The organism is Telluria sp. ZB2R32 (assembly GCF_059685715.1).
Genome location: NZ_JCASIG010000009.1, coordinates 1 through 16,906, shown reverse-complemented (window position 1 = coordinate 16,906; position 16,906 = coordinate 1). Strand labels below are relative to the sequence as shown.

The window sequence follows — 16,906 nt, the reverse complement described above, 5'->3', positions numbered from 1 at the left end:
ATTGGCCAGACCGCTTGCAAGACATGATTTTAAGTTGTACGATGACTGATAACTGGTGAGGCACGAGACAGCCTCACCTTCACCCCCACCTGAAGGCAATGACCATGTTCACTCCACAAGACGTCAAACAAATCCTCTCCTCCGGCCTGCTGTCGTTCCCGATCACCGACTTCGACGCCAACGGCGAATTCAAGGCGGACACCTATGCCGAGCGCCTGGAGTGGCTGGCCCCGTACGGCGCGACCGCACTGTTCGTCGCCGGCGGTACGGGCGAGTTCTTCTCGCTGACGCCCGAGGACTACACCCAGGTCGTCAAGGTCGCCGTCGAAACCTGCCGCGGCAAGGTGCCGATCCTGGCCGGCGCCGGCGGCCCGACCCGCATGGCCATCAAGTACGCACAGGAAGCCGAGCGCCTGGGCGCCCACGGCGTGCTGCTGATGCCGCACTACCTGACCGAAGCGAGCCAGGATGGCCTGGTCGAGCACGTCGCACAAGTTTGCGCATCGGTGAAGTTCGGCGTCGTCGTCTACAACCGCGACCGCTGCAAGCTGAATGCCGCTTCGCTGCTGAAGCTGGCCGACCGCTGCCCGAACCTGATCGGCTTCAAGGACGGCAACGGCGAAATCGAATCGATGGTCACCATCCGCCGCAAGCTGGGCGACCGCTTCACTTACCTGGGCGGCCTGCCGACCGCGGAAGTGTATGCAGCCGCTTACAAGGCGCTGGGCGTGCCGGTCTACTCGTCGGCCGTCTTCAACTTCATCCCGAAGACCGCGATCGCGTTCTACGAAGCCGTGCGCACCGACGACTTCGAAACCCAGGGCCGCCTGATCGACGATTTCTTCCTGCCTTACCTGGAGATCCGCAACCGCAAGGCCGGCTATGCAGTGAGCATCGTCAAGGCCGGCGCCACCATCGCAGGCCACTCGGCAGGCCCGGTGCGCGCACCGCTGACCGACCTGACCGGCGAAGAAGTCGAGCAACTGGCCGCCCTGATGGCAAAGCTGGGCCCACAGTAAATTGATCTGAATTAGTTATCGGCGCGCCACGGCTGGCAACCAGCCCTGGCGCGCTTTTCCGCATCGAAGAGGAGAATTATCTTGACCATCACCATCAATGGCGACCTGCTAATCGGTTCCACCACGCTCAAGGGCAGCGCCGGCAGCTTCCGCGCCGTCAATCCGACCACCGGCGAACAGTTCGAACCGAGCTTCGGCAGCGGCACCGTCGACGACGTCGAGCGCGCGTGTGCGCTGGCCGAACAGGCCTTCGACACCTTCCGCAACACCACCCTGGAAGCGCGCGCCGCCTTCCTGGAGCTGGCCGCCCAGAACATCCTCGACCTCGGCCCGCAACTGATCGAGCGCGCCATGCAGGAATCCGGCCTGCCGCAAGCCCGCCTCGAAGGCGAACGCGGCCGTACCGTGGGCCAGCTGCGCCTGTTCGCGAAAGTCGTGCGCGACGGCCGCTTCCTGGCCACCGCGCTGGACTCGGCGCTGCCGGAACGCACCCCGCCACGTCCTGACCTGCGCCTGCGCAAGATCGGCCTGGGTTCGGTCGCCGTCTTCGGCGCCAGCAACTTCCCGCTGGCATTCTCGGTCGCCGGCGGCGATACCGCCTCGGCACTCGCCGCCGGCTGCCCGGTCGTGGTCAAGGCCCATGGCGCCCACCCGGGCACCTCGGAACTGGTTGGCAAGGCTGTCCAGGCGGCAGTCGCTGCCAGTGGCTTGCCGGAAGGCGTGTTCTCGATGCTGCATGGCGACGGCCGCACCATCGGCCAGGCCCTGGTGGGCCATCCTGCGATCAAGGCGGTCGGCTTCACCGGCTCGCGCCAGGGCGGCCTGGCGCTGGTGCGCACGGCAGCGGCCCGCGCCGAACCGATCCCGGTCTACGCCGAGATGAGCAGCATCAACCCGCTGTTCCTGCTGCCGAACGCGATGGCGACCCGCGCCGCCCAGATCGGCACCGGCTTCATCGACTCGCTGGTGCTCGGTTCCGGCCAGTTCTGCACCAACCCGGGTCTGGTGATTGCCCTCGAAGGCGCCGAACTCGACACCTTCCGCGCAGCCGCCGCAACCGCCCTGCAAAGCAAGGTCGGCAGCACCATGCTGACCCCAGGCATCCACTCCGCCTTCAACAGCGGCGTCGAAAAGCTGGGCAAGGAAGCGGGCGTCACCCTGGTCGCGCGCGGCCAGTGCGGCACCACCGTATGCGCCGGCCAGGCCGCGCTGTTCGAGACCGATGCCGCCAACTTCATCGCCAACCCGGCGCTGGAAGACGAGATCTTCGGCGCTTCGTCGCTGATCGTGCGCTGCACCAGCCTGGAACAGTTCCGCGCAGTCGCCGAGCACCTCGACGGCCAGCTGACCGCCACCGTGTTCCTGACCGAAAACGACCGCGACGCGGCCCTGTCGTTGCTGCCGGTGCTCGAGCGCAAGGCCGGCCGCATCCTGATCAATGGCTACCCGACCGGCGTCGAAGTCTCGCACGCCATGGTGCACGGCGGCCCGTTCCCGGCCACCTCGGACAGCCGCAGCACCTCGGTCGGCGCCGGCGCGATCGACCGCTTCCTGCGTCCGGTCAGCTACCAGGACCTGCCGAGCTGGCTGCTGCCGGAAGCGCTGCAGGATGCCAATCCGCTGGGCTTGCATCGTATTAAGGATGGCGAGCTGGTCAAGGGTTAATCGCTAGCCCTGCCTGTATCCGACGCCCGGTCTTTCGACCGGGCGTTTTTGTTTGTGCGACCAATTTCCGCAAGCGAAGTTCGCAGGGTGGGCTGCGCCCACGCGTCACGGAACGGCTGCAGGGCGAAACACCTGTTTTCGCGCAGGAAGCGCGCACATCAGCCAGCTGAATGCGGAACCAATCATGCTCGGCAGCGTCGAACCTGCATCGACGGGAACGTCAGCCGTCACTCCGATCGCGTGCCATGGACCGCAACGCAGCAGAGCCGATTATCGAAACCAGTGCCGCCGGCGGGGGGCCGCGCCCGCTGCTCGGCCTGCGCGAGGCGGTCGCCTTGATCGTCGGCGTGGTGATCGGCGCCGGCATCTTCAAAGCGCCGTCGATCGTCGCCAGCCTGTCCGGCAGCGCCGGCGGCATGTTCGGCATGTGGCTGCTGGGCGGGCTGGTGTCGCTGGCCGGGGCGCTCTGCTATGCCGAACTAACCACCTCCTGCGCCCATCCGGGCGGCGACTACCACTTCCTGCGCCGCGCCTACGGACGCCCGGTCGCCTTCCTGTTCGGCTGGGCGCGCTTTTCGGTGATCACCACCGGCTCCATCGCCCTGCTCGCCTTTGTATTCGGCGACTACATGCAGCAAGCCTGGCCGCTGCCCGGCCTGGCGCCGGCACTCGGCACGGCCGCCTACGCCTGCGCGGTGATCGCGATCCTCTCGCTGGTGAACCTGCGCGGCCTGCGCAGCGGCGCGGCAACGCAGAACTGGCTGACGCTGGTCGAGGTCGGCGGCCTGCTGCTGATCGCGGCCGCCGCGCTACTGTTCGCCGGTCCCGGCCCGGCCGCGCCGCCGCCGGCAACGGACGGCAGCGTCTCCTTCGGCATGGCGATGGTGTTCGTCCTGCTCACCTACGGCGGCTGGAACGAGGCCGCCTATATCAGCGCCGAGGTGCGCGACGGGCCGCGCAACATGGTGCGCGCGCTCATGTTCTCGATCCTGATCATCACCACCCTCTACCTGCTGGTTACCTGGGCGTGCTGGAAAACCCTTGGGCTGGGCGGCATGGCCGCGTCCGAGACGCTCGCTGCCGACGTCATGCGCCAGACCGTGGGCGCGGGCGGCGAAAAGGCGATTTCGCTGCTGGTGGCCGTGTCCGCCCTCACCTCGATCAATGCAACCATGATCGTCGGCGCGCGCTCGGGCTACGCCATGGGCTGCGACTGGCAGCGCCTGCGCCGCCTCGGGCGCTGGGACGGCGAGCGCGGCACCCCGGCCCCGGCGATGCTGGTGCAGGGCGTCGCCGCCCTGCTGCTGGTCGGCCTGGGCACGGCGTTCGGCGGCGGGTTCAAATCCATGGTCGAATTCACGGCGCCCGTATTCTGGCTGTTTTTCCTCCTCGCCGGCCTGTCGCTGTTCGTGCTGCGGCGGCGCGAGCCGCTTCTTGCGCGTCCGTACAAGGTGCCGCTGTTTCCCCTGCTGCCGCTGCTGTTTTGCGGCACCTGCGCCTGGATGCTGTACTCGAGCCTGTCATACGTCACCAGCCAGTCGCTCGGCGGCCTGAACGCCGCCTGGATCGGCGTAGCGGTGCTGGCGATCGGCCTGCTGCTCCTGCCCTGGCTGCGCACGCAACCGGATTCTGAATTCAAGTCCTGATGTCAGACAGTGACACATTCACATTCCAAGGAGACCGTCGATGACTTCGCTACCGCGCCGCCACACCCTGACCCGCCTCGGCGCCACCGCCGCCGGCCTGCTGCTGCCGACGCCCGGCCTGCTGGCCCAGCCCACCGCGACGCCGCCGGCGCTCGACGTCCCCTACGTGCCCACGCCCCAGGAAGTGGTCGAGCGCATGCTGCAGCTGGCCAAGGTGGGCAAGAGCGACGTCCTGTTCGACCTCGGCTGCGGCGACGGGCGCATCGTCGTCACCGCGGCCAAGGCGCACGGGGCGCGCGGCACCGGCATCGACATCGATCCCGAACGCATCGGCGAGGCGCGCAAGAATGCCGAGCAGGCCGGGGTCACCAGGCAGGTGAACTTCAAGGTGGCCGACCTGTTCGAGACCGACGTGTCGCCGGCCTCGGTCGTTACGCTCTACCTGCTGCCGAACATCAACACCCGGCTGCGGCCGCAGCTGTGGAAGCAGTTGAAGGTCGGCTCGCGCGTGGTGTCGCACGCCTTCGACATGGGTCCGGAATGGCCGCCGGAGAAAACCGAAAGCGTCGAGGGCCGCACCATTTATTACTGGACCATCAAGGAGGCGCACAAGCGCGCGGCGGCCAAGGCCTGAACCGGTGCGTGGAGCTGTCCGTGAACGTGTCGCCGGTCCAATTCGAGCGGCATGCCGGCCTGCCCTGGCTGCACCGGGTCGTCAACGCCGGTCTGCCGCCCAACAGCATCACGATCGAGATCACCGAAGGCGTGCTGGTGAGCGATGCCGAGCAAGTGACGCGCTGCCTCGACGCCCTGCACGCGGCCGGCGCGCGCGTCTCGATCGACGACTTCGGCACCGGCTTTTCCTCGCTCTCCTACCTGAAACAGTTCGACGTCGACTACCTGAAGATCGACAACTCCTTCATCGACAACCTGGGCGGCGACGGCAGCGACCGCGCCCTGGCCGAAGCCATCGTCGACCTGGCGCACCGGCTCGGCATCGCGGCGATCGCCGAAGGCGTCGAGACCGGCGCCCAGCGCGACATCCTGGCGGCGCTCGGCTGCGACTACATCCAGGGCTGGCATTGTTCTCCGGCGGTGCCGCGCGACGCCTTCGAGCGTTTCCTGGAGCGGCAGACGGTGCATTGAGCCTGGCAGAGCCCCCTGCACCGCCGGCTCTGCCATGCGCAGGATTTTGCCCGTTCACGTATGATGAGCATTCAGCCAACGACCAGGGGCCGCCCATGCGCGCCGCATGATCCCTATGCGCGCGCGAGCGCGCAGGCCCCGACAAGGAGACCACATGAGTACCGAAAGCAGCAACCAGGAAGAATCCCGCGATACCCAACTGCGTGCTGACGCACTCGAATACCACCGCAGCCCCGTGCGCGGCAAGATCGAGGTGGTCGCCACCAAGCCGCTGTCGAACCAGCGCGACCTGTCGCTGGCGTATTCGCCAGGCGTGGCCTATGCCTGCGAAGAGATCGCGGCCGACCCGGCCAAGGCGGCCGACTACACCTCGCGCGGCAACCTGGTCGCCGTCATTTCCAACGGCACCGCCGTGCTTGGCCTGGGCAACATCGGGCCGCTGGCCTCCAAGCCGGTGATGGAAGGCAAAGGCTGCCTGTTCAAGAAATTCGCCGGGGTCGACGTGTTCGATCTCGAACTCGACGAACTCGATCCGGACAAACTGGTCGATGCGATCGCCATGCTCGAACCCACCGTCGGCGGCATCAACCTGGAAGACATCAAGGCGCCGGAGTGCTTCTACATCGAGAAGAAGCTGCGCGAACGGATGAACATCCCGGTCTTCCACGACGACCAGCACGGCACCGCGATCATCTCCAGCGCCGCCCTGCTCAACGCACTGAAGGTGGTCGGCAAGGACATCGGCACCGTCAAACTGGCCGCCAGCGGCGCCGGCGCGGCGGCGATCGCCTGCCTCGACATGATGGTCAGCATGGGCGTCAAGCGCGAGAACATCTACGTGGCCGACTCGAAAGGCGTCATCTACGTCGGCCGCGACGCCAGGATGGAAGAGAACAAGGCGCGCTTCGCGCAGGAGACCGACGCGCGCACCCTGGCCGACATCGTGCAGGACGCCGACGTCTTCCTCGGCTGCTCGACCGCGGGCGTGCTCACTGCCGAGATGGTCAAGACCATGGCCGACAAGCCGGTCATCCTGGCGCTGGCCAACCCGGAACCGGAAATCCGGCCCGAGGTGGCGCGCGCCGCGCGGCCCGACTGCATCATCGCCACCGGCCGTTCGGACTACCCGAACCAGGTCAACAACGTGCTGTGCTTCCCCTACATCTTCCGCGGCGCCCTCGACTGCGGCGCGACGCGCATCACCGACGAGATGAAGCTGGCCTGCGTGTCGGCGATTGCCGACCTGGCCGAAGCCGAAGCCAACGACGCCGTGGCCGCCGCCTATGCCGGCGAAGACCTCAGCTTCGGCCCCGACTACATCATCCCGAAACCCTTCGATCCGCGCCTGATGGCCGCCATCGCACCGGCAGTGGCGATTGCCGCCGAACAGTCGGGCGTGGCCGCGCGCCCGATCACCGACATGGCCGCGTATCGTGAGCGGCTCGCGGAGATGATCTATCACACCGGCTTCTTCATGAAACCGGTGTTCGCCAAGGCCAAGGCCAGCCCGCGCCGCGTGGCCTATGCCGAAGCCAACGATGCGCGCGTGCTGCGCGCCGTGCAGACCGTGGTCGACAGCGCGCTGGCGCAGCCGGTACTGATCGGTAGCGCGGCCGAGATCTCGGCCGCCATCAGGCAGAACGGCCTGCGCCTGCGCGAAGGCGTCGACTATACCTTGATCGAAGCCGAAGGCGACACCACCCTGCAGGGCACGCAATTGCTGGCCTCCGGCGACGTCGACGCGCTCATCTGCGGCATGCGCGGCAGCTACGACAGCCACCTGGCGCATGTGAAAGAGGTCATCGGCGTGGCGCCGGGCGCCGGCGTGCTGGCGGCGATGAATGCCCTGGTGCTCGACAAGCTGACCCTGTTCATCACCGACACCTACGTCAACGACAGCCCCTCGGCCGAAGAGCTGGCGGCGATCACGCGCCTGGCCGCCACCGAACTGCGCCATTTCGGCCTGGAGCCGAAGGTCGCGCTGTTGTCGCACTCGACCGCCGGTTCCTCGGAACGTCCGTCGGCGCGCAAGATGCGCGAAGCACGCGCCCTGCTGGAAGCGTCCGACCCCGGCCTGGCCGTGATCGGCGAGGTGCACGGCGACGCCGCCCTGTCCGAGGAGATCCGCCAGGTCTACCAGAGCACCGGCGCCTTTGCCGGCAGCGCCAACCTGCTGGTGATGCCTTCGCTGGACGCCGCCAACATCACCTTCAATATCCTGAAGGTCTCGTCGGGCAAGGGCGTGACGGTCGGCCCGATCCTGCTGGGCGCGGCCAAGCCGGTGCACATCCTCAGTCCAAGCGCGACGGTGCGCCGCATCGTCAACATGACGGCGCTGGCGGTGGCCGGGGTGAACCAATAAGTCAATCAGTAAGTGATTCGGTACCGGCAATGCAAGGAACTGCACTGGCCTGCGCCGGTGCAGCGGCGGGCGGCATCAGCCCCGCACGAACGCCAGGATGTCGGCGTTGACCTGCTCCGCGTGCGTGGTCGGCAACCCGTGCGGCGCGCCCGGATAGGTCTTCAGCACGCCGTTGCGCAGCAGCTCGGCCGTGCGCGGCGCCGAGGCTTTATACGGCACCACCTGGTCGTCGTCGCCATGGAGGACCAGCACCGGAATCGCGATGCGCCGCAGGTCTTCCGTAAAGTCGGTCTGCGAAAAGGCGACGATGCCGTCGTAATGCGCCTTGGCGCCGCCCATCATGCCCTGGCGCCACCAGTTGAGGATCACCGGTTCCAGGGCCGTCTCGGGCGCGCGGTTGTAGCCGTAGAAGGGGCCGGCTGCGATCTCGTGGTAGAACGCAGCACGCCGGGCCGCCGTCTGCGCCTGGAAGTCGTCGAACACCTCTTTCGGCGTGCCGTCGGGGTTGGCGCCGGTTTTCAGCATCAGGGGCGGCACCGCGCTGATCAGGACCGCGCGGGCGACCGGGTCCTCGCCATGGCGGGCGATGTAGCGCACCACCTCGCCGCCGCCGGTCGAGTGGCCGACGTGGGTCGCACCCTGCATGCCCAGGTGGCGCACGACCGCCGCCACGTCGTCGGCGTAACGGTCCATGTCGTGACCGTCCCACACCTGGCTGGAACGCCCATGGCCGCGCCGGTCGTGCGCCACGACCCGGAAGCCGCGCTCGAGGAAGAACAGCATCTGCGCATCCCAGTCGTCCGCCGTGAGCGGCCAGCCGTGGTGGAAGTGGATGACCGGGGCGCCGCGCGGGCCCCAGTCCTTGTAGAAAATCTCGACGCCATCCTGCGTGGTTACATAAGCCATGATCGCTGCTCCTCGGTTAGGTAGGTAAGCTGCCCATGTTGCTGTGCCACTGAACTGTCGCTGGCTTGCCGACGTCTGTTGTCAGCAGCGCGCCGGCCGGCCTCCTGCTTCGACCGCGCCGGCGCCGGATTTACTGCATCTTCAGACCAGCCCGGTCAGGTAATACACCGCAATCACGAAGAACACCGCCAACGTCTTGATGACGGTCACCGCGAAGATTTCCTTGTACGATTCCTTGTGCGTCAGCCCGGTCACTGCCAGCAGCGTGATGACGGCGCCGTTGTGCGGCAGCGTGTCCATGCCGCCGCTGGCCATCGCCACCACGCGGTGCAGCACTTCCAGCGGAATCTGCGCCGCGTTGGCGCCCTGGATGAACAGGTCGGACATGGCGGCCAGCGCGATGCTCATGCCGCCCGAGGCGGAACCGGTGATGCCGGCCAGCGAGCTGACCGAGACGGCGGCGTTCACCAGCGGGTCGGGGATGCTTTTCAGGGCATTGCCGACCACGACGAAGCCCGGCAGCGCGGCGATGACGCCGCCGAAACCGTATTCCGACGCGGTGTTCATCGCCGCCAGCAGCGCGCCGCCGACGGCGGCTTTCGAGCCGGCCGCAAAGCGGTCCTTGAGGCGCGAGAAGGCGGTCGCCACCACCAGCAGGATGCCCAGCAGCAGCGCGCCCTGCACCGCCCAGATCGCCACCACGGTCTTGATCGGCGTCGTCACCGGCGCTTTCAGGCCCGGCAGGATGTCGGGCGCCACCGTGAACGAGGCGCCGTACCATTCGGGGATCATCTTGGTCAGCACGAAATTGGCGACGCCGACCAGGATCAGCGGCAGCAGCGCCAGCAGCGGATTCGGCAAGGAAGCGGAGCCGGTGCGCTCCGGTTCGTTCTGCAACACCGTGCCATAGCCTTCGCCTTTTGCCATGGCCGCGCGGCGGCGCCATTCCAGATACGTCAGGCCCACCACGATCATGAACAGCGAGCCGAGCGTGCCGAGGATCGGCGCCGCCCACGAGGTGGTTTCGAAAAACGTGGTCGGGATGATGTTCTGGATCTGCGGCGTTCCCGGCAGCGAATCCATCGTGAACGAAAACGCGCCCAGCGCCAGCGCGCCCGGCATCAGGCGCTTCGGAATATTGCTCTGGCGGTAGAGTTCGGCCGCGAACGGATACACGGCAAAGACGACCACGAACAGCGACACGCCGCCATAGGTCAGCAGCGCGCACACCGCGACGATCACGGCATTCGCGCGCGAGCGGCCGATGTAGCGCATGGCGGCGGCCACGATCGATTCGCTGAAACCGGACAGCTCGATCAGCTTGCCGAAGACGGCGCCCAGCATGAACACCGGGAAGTAGAGCTTGACGAAGCCGACCATCTTTTCCATGAAGATGCCGGAAAAGACCGGGGCGACGGCGGCCGGTTCGGTCAGCAGCACGGCGCCGAGGGCGGCGATCGGTGCGAACAGGATGACGCTGTAGCCGCGGTAGGCGGCAAACATCAGGAACGCCAGGGCGGCGAGAACGATCAGAAATGACACGGGTGCTCCTCTTCTCTCTTACTTCATGGCCGGCCGCGTGGTGCGGGACGGCGGCTTGCATTGTTTCGACGCGCGGGGCGCCGGGCCGCATGGGGCCGCATGATTATTGGCGATTGTTGCTGTAAATGAAATACGTAGAACTACCGTATGGAACAGCGCTGCTCTTGCGCTCGCTAATGATAATGCTATATCATTATCTTCCAAGTCGAAAACGGGCAAACATGCCCGGCCCGATGTCGTCCGCACCCAATAAACAAGGTTCCCCAAGATGAAACAAACGCTGCTGCCCGCCATGCTGGCCCCTGTCCTGTCGCTGCTCGGCGCCCCTGCCCTGGCCGAGGACCCGGTCATCGTAATGGGCGAGGTGCGCGTCACGGCGCAGCGCAGCGGCGGTCCGCTGCTGACCAACCGCGTCCTCACCTCGGTCGACGTGCTCGGCGCCGACAAGATCGACGACAAGAACGTCATGAACAGCTGGGAGCTGATCGGCCAGCTGCCGGGCGTCCAGCTGACCGAAACGCGCATGGGCGCCGAGTCCGGCAAGGCCACGTTCCGCGCCTTTAACGGCGAGGGCTACATCAACGGCATCAAGGTGCTGATCGACGGCATTCCGAGCAACGTCAACAGCGGCAACCAGCGCTTCATCGACATGATCTTCCCGCTCGAAATCGACTATATCGAGGTCGTGCGCGGCACCAACGATCCGCGCTACGGCTTGCACAACATCGGCGGCAACATCAATTTCGGCACGCGCCAGGGTGGCGACTATACCGATGGGCGTTTGAGCGTCGGCAGCTACGACACGCGCGAACTGCAGCTGGCGCTCGGCCGCGAGAGCGGCGCGCTGGCGCAGAACTACTTCTTTGCCAGGCAGCGATCCGACGAAGTCCGCGGCAGCGGTTCCGATAAATATTCGGCCGGCGCCAAGTGGTTCCTCACCTCGGCCGACAAGGCGCTCAAGGCCGGCCTGGTGCTGCGCACCTACGAGCACGATGCCGGCGAACCCGGCTTCCTGACAGCGGCCGAACTGCGCGCCAACCGCCGCCAGATGCCGGCAAAAAACGCCAACGACGCCAGCGCGCGCACGATGCGCCATGCCGGCTTTCACCTCGACTGGCAGATCACGCCCGACGCTTTCCTCAGCAGCAAAGCCTACTTCAACAGCTATGCCGACGACCGGCGCGTGACCTTCACCAGCAATCCGGCCGGCACCGCCCCACGCCAGCGGCGCCGCTGGGACGAGGAGCAACGCGGCCTGCTCTCCACGCTGACCTGGCGCCTGGGCGAGCGCGTGGTGCTCGAAGGCGGCGTGAACGTCGAACAGCAGGACAATCGCTACCGGCGCGAGCGCTTCACCTTTGCCAGCCCGACCGATTTCAGTACGCCCGCCAGCACGCAGAACGACGACACCTATAGCCTCGACAATACCGGCGCCTACCTGCAAGCCGTGCTGCGTCCGTCCGCCAGCCTGAAGATCGTTCCGGGCTTCCGTGTCGACCGCTTCAGCGGCAGCAACCGCGCCAACGGCAGCGGCGCGCGCGCATCCTTGCAGGACTACGGCTGGATCGACCAGCCGAAGCTGAGCATGGTCTACAACCCGCTGCGCAGCGTCAGCGTGTATGCCAATTGGGGCCGTACCTTCCAGGTGCTGACCGGGTCCGGCGCGCCGGCATATCTGGTCCCAGGCCAGGCCGCCTTTGCGCCCTCGATCAATACCGGCAAGGAGATCGGCGTCAAGTTCAAGCCGGCGCCGGGCACCGACCTGCGTTTGGCCGTGTGGCGCCAGGATGCGACCGGCGAAGTGGCCAACATGCCGGCCACCGGCACCACCGTCGGCCTGGGCGAAACGCGCCGCCAGGGCGTCGACTTCCAGCTGTCCGGACAAGCCACGCCGAAGTTGAACCTGTGGCTGTCGCACTCGCTGCAAAAGGCCGAAGTGGTCAGTGCCTTCGGCGCCGACGGCGTTTCGCTGGCGGGCAAGGAAGTGTTTTCGACACCGCGCTTCATCAGCAACGCCGGACTCGAGTACCGTGCGAGCGACCGCCTGCGCCTGGGCTTGCAAGGGCGTGCGCAAGGCGACTACTTCATCGACAGTCCGAACCGGGAAGGCAAGTTCGGCGGCTTTGCCGTGCTCGATGCCAGCCTGCGCTACGAATTCACCAAACGTACCAGCATCGATGTGCAGGTCAAGAATGTGACCGGCCGTGAGGTGGATTACGTCTGGTACGACAACTTTTTCTGGCCTGCGGACGCTTACCAGCCGATGTTTTCGGCAGGGCCGGGCCGCACCGTGCACCTGGCGCTGAACGTCAGGCTGTAGTCCCCACGCCACTTCCTGGAATCGCATGCACAAGCCTGGTAACCGCATCGCCTCGATCGACGTCGTGCGCGGCCTCGTCATGCTCCTGATGACGGTCGACCACGTGCGCGAGACGTTCTTCCTGCAGCACCAGGTGAACGACCCGATGGACGCCGCCACGGTCGATCCCGCCCTGTTTTTCACGCGCCTGGCCGCCCATTTCTGCGCGCCGATGTTCGTCTTCCTCACCGGCCTGTCGGCCTGGCTGTACGCGCATCCGCCGGGCGGGCCGCGCGATGCCACCGGCTTTCTCGTCAAGCGCGGCGCGCTGCTGATCGGGCTCGAGCTGGTGGTGGTGAACTTCGCCTGGAGCGGCACCCTCGCGCCCGCGATCCTGTACCTGCAGGTGATCTGGGCCATCGGCCTCGCAATGCTGGCGCTGGCGCTGCTGCAGCGCTTGTCGCTGGCGCTGCTGGCGCTGTTGGGACTTGTGATCGTCGGCGGCCACAATGCGCTGGCCGGCGTGTCGTTCGAACCCGGCAGCGTGGCGGCTGCGGCATGGACGGTCCTCGAGCACCGCGGCTTGCTGGTGGACGGCGCCCTCAAGGTCAAAGTGAGCTACCCGGTGCTGGCCTGGATCGGCGTGATCCTGCTCGGCTATGCCTGCGGCCCGCTGTATGCGCGCAGCACGCATGTCGATTCCGCAAACGTGCGCCGGCGCCGCCTGGCCTGGAGTGGCGCGGCCTGCCTGCTGCTGCTCGTGATGCTGCGTGGCGTGAACCTGTACGGCGAGCCGCTGCCGTGGTCGATGCAGGCCGATGCGGTGCGCACGGTGATGTCGTTCCTGAACTTCACCAAGTACCCGCCGTCGCTCGACTTCCTGCTGCTGACCCTCGGCTGCGGCCTGCTGGTGCTGGCCGCGATCGAACCCGTCGACAACGCATTCACGCGCGCGGCGGCGGTATTCGGCGGCGCGCCGCTGTTCTATTACCTGCTGCACCTGTATGCGCTGCTGGTGCTGCAGCGGATCGCGGCAAGCCTGCTGGACGTGGCGCGCGCCGACCTGGCGGCGGTGTGGCAGGTCTGGGCGCTGAGCGCGCTGCTGGCGGCGGCGCTCTGGTGGCCGACCCGGCGCTTCGGGCGCTACAAGCGCGAGAGTGGCAAGGCGTGGGTCAGGTATTTTTGAGAGTTACCGGCCGGTTCCTTGGCCGAAACGCGGCACGTGGCCCGGACGCTTTGCACCGCGTGGACGAAGTCCACCCTACATTACCGCAACCGGCTGTGCACCGTAGGGTGGACTCTGTCCACGCGTTACGCACGGTTCCCTGGTCGAAACGCTTTACGTGGCCGGACGCTTTGCAACGCGTGGACGGAGCCATTCGTGGCCCGGTCCACCCTACATGAGACTAACGCCCACGCATCAGCCAGACCCGGCTGCGCATGTCCGGCTGCAGGCTGCTGTTGATGAGCGCGATCATGCCGTTGCGGCCGAAGGCCAGCTTCTGGCCCAGCAGCCCCTGCTGGCTGCCGTTGCTGCCTCCGGGCGGGGCGGCGCTGCGGGGGACCTCGGACACTGCGGCGAAACTGCGCCCGGCGTCGCGCGACAGCGTCATGCCGAGCGACTGCGGGCGGCCATCGGCATCCAGGTTCTCCCAGGCGACGGCCAGGCCACCTGCCCCGTCGCCGGCCAGCATCGGATAGGCCGCGCCGCCCGCAGTCATGGGCGTGGATAGCGTGCGCGCCGCGCCGAAGCGGCCATCGGCGGCGCTGGTATAGCGGATGTCGGATGAAGCGCCAGGCGCACGCTGGCGCGCATATACCAGGTGCAGGCGCCCGCCGGCGAATGCCAGCCGTGGCGCATCGAGCCGGCCTTCGCCGGCGCCGACCAGCTGCGGCGCGGCGAAGCTGGCGCCGTTGTCATTCGAGGCGGCGACCCGGATCGCGGCCTGCGGGTCCTCGCCCACGCTCCAGGCGAGGTGGATGGCGCCGCGGGGTCCAGTGGCCAGCGCGGGCGCGCGCGCCGGGCGCGCGTAGTCGCCGGCGATCCGGCGCGGCGCAGAAAACGCCCTGCCGCCATCGCGCGAGCGCGCCAGCCACAGCGCGCCGTGGTATTCGGTCCACGCCGCGAACAGCGTGCCGTCGGCGCCGACGGCGAGATCGAGGCTGCCATTCGACCAGGTGCGGCGATTCAGCCGTCCCTTGCCGTCGCCACCGATCGAGCGCGACAGGTTGAGCGGCGCCGCGAAGGTCTTGCCGCCATCAATCGAGGCCGCGAACAGGATGTCGCCGCCGTGCGAGCCGCCCGAAAAAATGATTTCCTGCCACAGCAGGTAGACGCGCCCGGCCCGCGCCGGATCGACGGCGATGCGCGGCAACCACGAAAACGTCGCCGGGCTGCGCGAGACATTCACCGCTGCGCGCGGCTTGCCGACGGCGCCGACGCGGCGCAGCCAGACCTCCTTGTCCTTCTGGTCGACCCAGGCCACGTACTGTTCGCCGCCGGGCGTAAAGGCGACGGTGGCGTCGTCGACGTAGTCGTAGCGCGACTCGTTCTGGCGCCACGGCCCTTTTTCGCCACGACCGGCGGCGATCTCCAGCGGCGCTTCCCAGCCCGGGGCGGCCGCGGCGCCAAGCGATGCAGCCAGGAACAGCGCTTTCATGATCACCTCCCTGCGCCAAGGCTAGCACCATCGGCGTACCGCCGTGACACAAACTGCGCGCCGTTCAAGCCGCCTTCGCACTAATATGGATGAGTGTCGGGCGCCCTCGTTTTGGGGTTGCCGGAAGAATAAGGATGAGCGTTGCATGGCGTGCAATTGCGGTTTTCCCTTAGTTGCAAATAAGATTATTTACTGGTACAACCGAAGCCTGAGTGCATACCTGTTCAACAAGATCCGGGCACGGGCCCTGCCCGGCGAAGAGATCGCGTGATCGGGTGAACGGTTGGGCATACTTATAAACAGAGACGAGGAAGACACCATGAAAATCACCCTGATGCGCGCCGCCGCATGCCTGGCATTGTTTGGCAGCGCCATGGCGCACGCGCAAAACTACCCGACCAAGACGATCACCATGATCGTTCCATTCGCCGCCGGCGGTCCTACCGACACCGTCGCGCGCCTGGTGGCCCAGTCGATGGGCAACAAGCTCAAGCAGCAAATCATCATCGAGAACGTCGGCGGCGCCGGCGGCACCATCGGCGCCGCGCGCGTTGTCAAGGCGGCGCCGGACGGCTATACGCTGTTCCTGCACCACATCGGCCACTCGACCGCGCCTTCGCTGTACCGCAAGCTGAGCTACAACGCGCAGACCGACTTCGAGCCGGTCGGCCTGGTGACCGACGTGCCGATGATGATCGTCGCGCGCAAGGACTTCCCGGCGCGCGACATGAAGGAATTGCTGGCCTACGTAAAGGCCAACAAGGACAAGGTCACCTACGCCAACGCCGGCGTCGGCTCGGCCTCGCACCTGTGCGGCATGCTGTTCATGACGGCGATCGGCACCGACCTCACCACCGTGCCCTACAAGGGCACCGGCCCGGCGATGAACGACCTGCTCGGCGGCCAGGTGGACTTCATGTGCGACCAGACCACCAACACCACCAGCCAGGTCAAGAGCGGCAAGATCAAGGCCTACGGCGTGACCACCAGGACGCGCCTGCCGTTCATGAAAGAGCTGCCGACCCTGAACGAATCGGGCTTGCCGAACTTCGAGGTCGCGGTCTGGCACGGCCTGTACGCGCCGAAGGGCACGCCGAAGCCGATCGTCGACACCCTTGCCAGCGCCCTCCAGACGGCGCTCAAGGATCCGAACGTCAAGCAGCGTTTCGCCGACCTCGGCACCGAGCCGGTAGCGGAAAAACGCGCGACGCCGGAAGCCCTGCGCGCGCACGTCAAGTCCGAGATCGAGCGCTGGGCACCGATCATTACCAAGGCCGGCATCTACGCCGACTGACCAGTCAAGAAACAGGAAGCGGACGGCCGCCGGAGAACACCTCTCGCGGCCGCTCCGCTGCGCGTCCGGCTGCAGCACGGAGACACCCCTGCCGCCGCGACGACAAGCTCGACCGCATTCATTAAGTAAAGCTTTTCAATAAGAAGCAAAGGAGCGCGTAGTGCCATCTTTCATCCGCCACCCCAAAGATTTTTGGACCGGCATCATCTTCCTGTTCTTCGGGCTGGCCGCCATCATCATCGGCCTCGACTACCCGATGGGCTCGGCCGGCCGCATGGGTCCGGCCTATTTCCCGGCCGTCCTCGGCGCCATGCTGAGCCTGGTCGGCCTGGTCGGCGTGATCCGCTCCTTCCTGCGCAATGGCGAA

12 protein-coding genes and 1 pseudogene are annotated in these 16,906 nt (G+C 66.8%); 10 read left to right on the top strand and 3 right to left on the bottom strand.

Features of this window, described 5'->3' with window-relative positions:
• Positions 1-104: 104 nt before the first annotated feature.
• From kdgD to AC56LG_RS22030, 6 genes are all read left to right on the top strand, one after another.
• Complete coding sequence (gene kdgD, locus AC56LG_RS22055; RefSeq protein ID WP_497168170.1) at positions 105-1,019, top strand: 5-dehydro-4-deoxyglucarate dehydratase; 915 nt, start codon at positions 105-107, stop codon at positions 1,017-1,019.
• Between the two features lie 87 nt (positions 1,020-1,106).
• Positions 1,107-2,684 (top strand): aldehyde dehydrogenase (NADP(+)), encoded by a 1,578-nt coding sequence (locus tag AC56LG_RS22050; RefSeq protein ID WP_497168328.1) that lies wholly within the window; start codon positions 1,107-1,109, stop codon positions 2,682-2,684.
• 245 nt (positions 2,685-2,929) lie between these two features.
• Complete coding sequence (locus tag AC56LG_RS22045) at positions 2,930-4,330, top strand: APC family permease (protein WP_497168169.1); 1,401 nt, start codon at positions 2,930-2,932, stop codon at positions 4,328-4,330.
• A gap of 40 nt (positions 4,331-4,370) precedes the next feature.
• Entirely contained in the window at positions 4,371-4,964 is a 594-nt protein-coding gene (locus AC56LG_RS22040) for a methyltransferase domain-containing protein (RefSeq protein ID WP_497168168.1), read from the top strand.
• A 20-nt stretch (positions 4,965-4,984) separates the two neighbouring features.
• A complete protein-coding gene (locus AC56LG_RS22035; RefSeq protein WP_497168167.1) occupies positions 4,985-5,476 on the top strand; it encodes an EAL domain-containing protein in 492 nt (163 codons plus the stop codon).
• 154 nt (positions 5,477-5,630) lie between these two features.
• Entirely contained in the window at positions 5,631-7,838 is a 2,208-nt protein-coding gene (locus tag AC56LG_RS22030) for an NADP-dependent malic enzyme (RefSeq protein WP_497168166.1), read from the top strand.
• Positions 7,839-7,913: 75 nt separating this feature from the next.
• On the opposite strand, the gene AC56LG_RS22025 is transcribed toward AC56LG_RS22030, so the two are convergent.
• Positions 7,914-8,744 carry an alpha/beta fold hydrolase gene (locus AC56LG_RS22025; protein ID WP_497168165.1) on the bottom strand — a complete coding sequence of 277 codons (831 nt, stop codon included), beginning with the start codon at positions 8,742-8,744 and terminating at the stop codon, positions 7,914-7,916.
• 141 nt (positions 8,745-8,885) lie between these two features.
• Complete coding sequence (locus tag AC56LG_RS22020) at positions 8,886-10,286, bottom strand: GntP family permease (protein WP_497168164.1); 1,401 nt, start codon at positions 10,284-10,286, stop codon at positions 8,886-8,888.
• A gap of 268 nt (positions 10,287-10,554) precedes the next feature.
• Here AC56LG_RS22020 and AC56LG_RS22015 point away from each other — a divergent pair, with 268 nt between their 5' ends.
• Together AC56LG_RS22015 and AC56LG_RS22010 are read left to right on the top strand one after the other, a co-directional pair.
• Complete coding sequence (locus AC56LG_RS22015) at positions 10,555-12,606, top strand: TonB-dependent receptor (protein WP_497168163.1); 2,052 nt, start codon at positions 10,555-10,557, stop codon at positions 12,604-12,606.
• Between the two features lie 25 nt (positions 12,607-12,631).
• The gene (locus tag AC56LG_RS22010) at positions 12,632-13,771 is read left to right on the top strand and encodes an acetyltransferase domain-containing protein (protein ID WP_497168162.1); all 1,140 of its coding nucleotides are present in this window, start codon (positions 12,632-12,634) and stop codon (positions 13,769-13,771) included.
• A gap of 220 nt (positions 13,772-13,991) precedes the next feature.
• Here AC56LG_RS22010 and AC56LG_RS22005 read toward each other — a convergent pair whose 3' ends face one another.
• Positions 13,992-15,245, bottom strand: coding sequence for a sialidase family protein (locus AC56LG_RS22005; protein ID WP_497168161.1), 1,254 nt, complete (start codon positions 15,243-15,245; stop codon positions 13,992-13,994).
• 319 nt (positions 15,246-15,564) lie between these two features.
• Here AC56LG_RS22005 and AC56LG_RS22000 point away from each other — a divergent pair, with 319 nt between their 5' ends.
• Together AC56LG_RS22000 and AC56LG_RS21995 are read left to right on the top strand one after the other, a co-directional pair.
• The gene (locus AC56LG_RS22000; protein ID WP_497168160.1) at positions 15,565-16,539 is read left to right on the top strand and encodes a tripartite tricarboxylate transporter substrate binding protein BugD; all 975 of its coding nucleotides are present in this window, start codon (positions 15,565-15,567) and stop codon (positions 16,537-16,539) included.
• Positions 16,540-16,699: 160 nt separating this feature from the next.
• A pseudogene (locus AC56LG_RS21995) lies at positions 16,700-16,906 on the top strand (tripartite tricarboxylate transporter TctB family protein); the annotation flags it as partial.

Excerpts from the sequence above, each read along its gene's own strand:
- AC56LG_RS22025 (WP_497168165.1), bottom strand. The coding sequence starts at position 8,744 with ATGGCTTATGTAACCACGCAGGATGGCGTCGAGATTTTCTACAAGGAC.
- AC56LG_RS22045 (WP_497168169.1), top strand. The coding sequence starts at position 2,930 with ATGGACCGCAACGCAGCAGAGCCGATTATCGAAACCAGTGCCGCCGGC.
- AC56LG_RS22000 (WP_497168160.1), top strand. The coding sequence starts at position 15,565 with ATGAAAATCACCCTGATGCGCGCCGCCGCATGCCTGGCATTGTTTGGC.
- AC56LG_RS22040 (WP_497168168.1), top strand. The coding sequence starts at position 4,371 with ATGACTTCGCTACCGCGCCGCCACACCCTGACCCGCCTCGGCGCCACC.
- AC56LG_RS22005 (WP_497168161.1), bottom strand. The coding sequence starts at position 15,245 with ATGAAAGCGCTGTTCCTGGCTGCATCGCTTGGCGCCGCGGCCGCCCCG.
- AC56LG_RS22030 (WP_497168166.1), top strand. The coding sequence starts at position 5,631 with ATGAGTACCGAAAGCAGCAACCAGGAAGAATCCCGCGATACCCAACTG.
- AC56LG_RS22010 (WP_497168162.1), top strand. The coding sequence starts at position 12,632 with ATGCACAAGCCTGGTAACCGCATCGCCTCGATCGACGTCGTGCGCGGC.
- kdgD (WP_497168170.1), top strand. The coding sequence starts at position 105 with ATGTTCACTCCACAAGACGTCAAACAAATCCTCTCCTCCGGCCTGCTG.
- AC56LG_RS22015 (WP_497168163.1), top strand. The coding sequence starts at position 10,555 with ATGAAACAAACGCTGCTGCCCGCCATGCTGGCCCCTGTCCTGTCGCTG.